Raw genomic sequence first — 4,525 nt, 5'->3', positions numbered from 1 at the left:
GTGCTGAAGCCCCTGAACGCATGCTCTTCCCCGTCTGTCATGGTCTCGCCGGGTGCGTGGCGCATTCCGGCAGATTCGGGTCTCAGACTATCGGTGGGAAGGTTAAGGGCGCATTAACTATAAGAGGTTGAGATGATCAAACCTCGTTACCACTGGTTGAGCCGCTTGCTGCTCGAAGAATGGCGCCGAGTGTAGGCGAAGGAGGGTCGCCAATTTGGGTAAAGGCATGCAACACGTCTTCCTTCGCGTGGCGGCACTGGCCTGGGCAGGGCTCAGTTTGCTGCTCGCTTTGCACTGGTTCGTCGAACTCGGCATGGTGGGCTTCCCGGACGGCTATGTGACGCCCTTCGCCAGAGCGACCGGTCCGCTGCTGCACATCCTCGCCACAGCCTGCCTCGGACAAGGTCTGTATTTTCTGTTCAGAGGTCTTTTCGGCAAGGGATTTGCAGTGCGAGGCCTCGGCCTGCGGGTTTTGATCGCCGCGGTCCTGACAGTGGCGCCTGTGCTGATCGTCAGGAATTGCCCGCATTCCCGGACATGCAGCAGCGCGTATGAAGCGCTGACGAACACCATGATGGACGACGGCGCCGGCGGATAGAGCTGCCGCCTGCCGAAACAATGGCGGACTGCCGGGCCCGCCATTGGTCGTTTGGAACAAAGATCGGGCCTCGGCCCGACCGGACAAATCAGTTGGCGCCGCCGAGCGCCTGCACATTGGCGCAGAATTCCGCATACGGCTTGCTCATCGCCGCATCCTGGCATTCCTTCTTCATCGCTTCCTGCTTTTCCATCGGCATGGCCATGAAAGCGGTCTTGAAATCCGCCATCGGCTTCATGGTCTTCATGCCGGAATCCGTGAAGAACGGCGCCATGTTGTCGGGCTCATCCAGAGCGCCGGCAAATGCAAAGCCGCTGACCATGGAAAGAGCGAGCGCTCCAAGGCAGATATTCTTGAGGTTCATGAAATGGTTTCCTTCCCTGTTGTTTGGCACGAGCGTCAGAACGACGATCGTCCCCCCAGTTCGGAACCAGAGCGGTCGTTGTTTCCTCAAAAAGCTTGATCACACGAACGTGATTGCGCCAAGGCGGGCATTGCCGGAATGACTTGCCAAAAAAAGAGGCCCGGATGCGATCCGGGCCTCAATGCGTGAACTCCTTTCGGGAGCATCACGACGGGATAGGAATTGCGGGGCGGCCAATGCCGTCCCGCACGGGCTTACGAGTGGTAGGCCGCTTCGCCATGCGAGGTGAGGTCGAGGCCTTCGCGCTCTGCGTCGGCTGTCGGACGCAGGCCGATGATCAGGTCGACGATCTTGTAGAGGATGGCGCTGCCGATACCCGACCACAGCAGGGTCACCAGGACACCCTTGGCCTGCGCCAGGAGCTGGGTGGCCGTGCCGGCATAGCCGGCAGCAAAGTCGGCCGTCGAATAGTCGACAATGCCGGCGCCACCGAGGGCAGGATTGACCAGGATGCCTGTGCCGAGCGCGCCGATGATGCCGCCGATGCAGTGGACGCCGAAGACATCAAGGCTGTCGTCGTAGTCGAACGTGTTCTTCACCACCGAGACGAAGAAGTAGCAGACGAAGGTGGCGACGATGCCGAGCACGATGGCGCCCATCGGGCCGGCAAAGCCGGCAGCGGGCGTGACGGCGACGAGGCCGGTCACCGCACCCGAAACGGCACCAAGCATGGAGGCTTTGCCGCGCAGCAGCGATTCAAGCACGATCCAGGTGACCGCCGCCGCCGCCGTGGCGACGAAGGTATTGATCATGGCCAGCACCGCATAGGCGTTCGCTTCAAGATTCGAACCGGCGTTGAAGCCAAACCAGCCGACCCACAGCAGCGAAGCACCGACCATGGTCAGCGTCATCGAGTGCGGCGCCATGAGATCCTTCTTGTAGCCGCTGCGCTTGCCGATCATGAGCGCGCCGACGAGGCCGGCAATGCCCGCATTGATGTGAACGACCGTGCCGCCGGCGAAGTCGATGGCGCCGAAGCTGAAGATGAGGCCCGTCGGATCGCTATAAGCGCTCGGGCCGCCCCAGAACCAGACCATATGAGCGATCGGGAAGTAGATGAAAGTGACCCACAGGATGACGAAAAGGATCAAAGCGGAGAATTTGACGCGTTCGGCGAAGGCGCCGACGATCAGGGCCGGCGTGATGCAGGCGAAGGTCATCTGGAAGACGACGAACACCAGTTCAGGAATGGCGACACCCTTGGTAAAGGTTTCCGACAGGGTCGTCACATCGACGCCGGAGAGAAACATCTTGGAAAGGCCGCCGACGAAGGCGTTGCCCGGGGTGAAGGCGAGGCTGTAGCCGTAGAAAACCCAGATGATCATGACCACGCTGGTGATGGTGAAGACCTGCATCAGCACTGACAGCATGTTCTTGCTGCGAACCAGGCCGCCGTAGAAAAGCGCAAGACCGGGAACCGTCATCAACAGCACCAGAACGGTGGAAACCATCATCCACGTGGTGTCGCCCTTGTCGACGGTGAAAGCTGGCGCTGCTGCGGCCGCGGCGGGAGCCGCTTCCTGCGCGAATGCGGCGACCGTGCCCAATGCTCCGAGCGCGAACGAGCCGAGCAGCGCGGAGCGCGCCGCTGACTTCAAGGTGGAAGGAATATTCATTGAACTCTCCATTGGAATACGTGATCGCCGCTCAGAGCGCGTCGGTGTCTGTTTCGCCGGTGCGGATGCGCACCGCCTGATCGATGCCGAAAACGAAGATCTTTCCGTCGCCGATCTGGCCGGTCTTGGCGGCGGCGGTGATGGCTTCGACAGCCTTGTCCACCATGTCGGAACTGACGGCGACTTCGATCTTGATCTTCGGCAGGAAGCTGACCGCGTATTCCGCCCCGCGATAGATTTCCGTATGCCCTTTCTGACGCCCGTAGCCTTTGACTTCGGTGACGGTCAGGCCCTGGATGCCGACGGCGGTAAGCGCTTCGCGTACCTCGTCGAGCTTGAACGGCTTGATGATTGCCATCACAATTTTCATAAGGTTTCACCCTTCGCTGTTGCGGTCCCCCGCGTTTGCACACCTTCACCGATCCTAAAAAGCCGGAGAGTGCCCACGAGGATTCAAGCTCCGTGCCAAGTGCCGAAGCAGGGTGTTAACCCGTTGTAAACAAAGAGATTAGAGAGCACACCGACGCAACCTGCCCACAGCTGCAGCGGTGCATCTGCCTAAAACTTAGGCAATTTTTGAAAAATGCCTACTCTGCAGGCGATCGCTTGAGCCGGATCAGCCCTTCCTGCGCAACCGAGGCGATCAGCGTGCCGTCGCGGGCAAACAGCGACCCGCGTGTAAAGCCGCGCGACCCCTGTGTCGACGGGCTGTCCTGCGTGTAGAGCATCCAGTCGTCGAGCGCATGGCTGCGATGGAACCACATGGCGTGGTCAATGCTCGCCGCCTGGATATCGCGATCGAAAATGGCGCGGCCATGCGCGAAGGTCGATGTGTCGAGCAGCGTCATGTCGGAAAGATAGGCGAGCACCGCCGCCTGGATGGCGCGGTCCGCCGGCACCGGACCTGTGGTGCGGATCCAGATATTCTGCTTCGGCTCCAGCTTTTCGCGGCTGGTGTAATGCTTCAGCATCACCGGCTTCATCTCGATCGGCCGGTCGCGCTCCCAGTAGCGTTTGATGCCATCGGGCACCGCGTCGGCGAATTTGCCCAGCAATTCGCGTTGCGACAGCAACGTGTCCGGCCCCGGAACGTCCTGCGGCATCGGCACCTGGTGCTCGAGACCGACCTCGTCCTGCTGGAACGAGGCTTCGAGCGAAAAGATCGCCTGGCCGTGCTGGACTGCCACCACGCGCCGCGTGGTGAAGGAGCCGCCGTCGCGAATACGGTCGACCTCGTAGACGATCGGCACCTTGGTGTCGCCGGGCCGCATGAAATAGCCGTGCAGCGAATGCACGTGCCGATCGGGATCCACTGTCCGCTGCGCCGCCACCAGCGCCTGGGCGATGGTCTGGCCGCCGAACACGCGCTGCCAGTCGAGCAAGGGGCTGCGACCACGATACAGATTGTGTTCCAGCTTCTCGAGGTCGAGAATGCCGAGAAGCTCGTCCATGGCTGCCGTCATATTTCGCGCCCTCGCCGCAGAAGTGTTATGGCGGTTTCCGACAGGACGGACAGGCAGTCAAGGGTGCAGGACCCGGCGGCGCGCAGGAGCGAAGATGATGGAACGCAAGGCGGACACGAAAACAGGGGCAAACGCGAAAACAGTATCTGGGCTCGATGTCCTGGTCGCCGGCGCCGGCTATGTCGGCCTGGCCGCCGCCGTGTCGCTGAAGCAGGCGCGACCGGGTCTCGCCATCGCTCTCGTCGATGCCGCACCTGCTGGCGCCTGGCAAAGGGATGGCCGCGCCTCGGCCATCGCCGCCGCCGCCTGCCGCATGCTCGACCAGCTCGGCGTGTGGGCCGAGATCGTGCCCCAGGCGCAGGCGATCACCGAGATGATCATCACCGATTCGCGCACCGCCGATCCGGTGCGTCCGGTCTTTCTG

6 protein-coding genes are annotated in these 4,525 nt (G+C 61.7%); 2 read left to right on the top strand and 4 right to left on the bottom strand.

Going from position 1 to position 4,525, the window contains the following annotated elements; genetic code table 11:
• Window positions 1–247 precede the first annotated feature (247 nt).
• Window positions 248–598: a hypothetical protein gene (locus EN964_RS25640; RefSeq protein ID WP_245490686.1), complete on the top strand. Its 351-nt coding sequence runs from the start codon at window positions 248–250 to the stop codon at window positions 596–598.
• Between the two features lie 88 nt (window positions 599–686).
• Here EN964_RS25640 and EN964_RS25635 read toward each other — a convergent pair whose 3' ends face one another.
• From EN964_RS25635 to tesB, 4 genes are all read right to left on the bottom strand, one after another.
• On the bottom strand, window positions 687–962 hold the full coding sequence (locus EN964_RS25635; RefSeq protein ID WP_127267328.1) for a hypothetical protein: 276 nt from the start codon (window positions 960–962) through the stop codon (window positions 687–689).
• 254 nt (window positions 963–1,216) lie between these two features.
• Complete coding sequence (locus EN964_RS25630; RefSeq protein WP_127267327.1) at window positions 1,217–2,638, bottom strand: ammonium transporter; 1,422 nt, start codon at window positions 2,636–2,638, stop codon at window positions 1,217–1,219.
• A gap of 31 nt (window positions 2,639–2,669) precedes the next feature.
• Window positions 2,670–3,008: a P-II family nitrogen regulator gene (locus EN964_RS25625; protein WP_013892292.1), complete on the bottom strand. Its 339-nt coding sequence runs from the start codon at window positions 3,006–3,008 to the stop codon at window positions 2,670–2,672.
• A gap of 217 nt (window positions 3,009–3,225) precedes the next feature.
• Window positions 3,226–4,101, bottom strand: a complete 876-nt coding sequence (tesB, locus tag EN964_RS25620) for an acyl-CoA thioesterase II (protein ID WP_127267326.1) — start codon at window positions 4,099–4,101, stop codon at window positions 3,226–3,228.
• Window positions 4,102–4,198: 97 nt separating this feature from the next.
• Between tesB and EN964_RS25615 the strand changes: the two genes are divergently transcribed.
• A partial coding sequence (locus EN964_RS25615) for an FAD-dependent oxidoreductase (protein ID WP_164775988.1) occupies window positions 4,199–4,525 on the top strand: 327 nt, incomplete at its 3' end.

Origin of the sequence: Mesorhizobium sp. M7A.F.Ca.CA.001.10.2.1 (genome assembly GCF_003998575.1) — a bacterium.
Taxonomy (GTDB): domain Bacteria; phylum Pseudomonadota; class Alphaproteobacteria; order Rhizobiales; family Rhizobiaceae; genus Mesorhizobium.
This window is presented reverse-complemented; position numbering and strand designations above follow the sequence as displayed.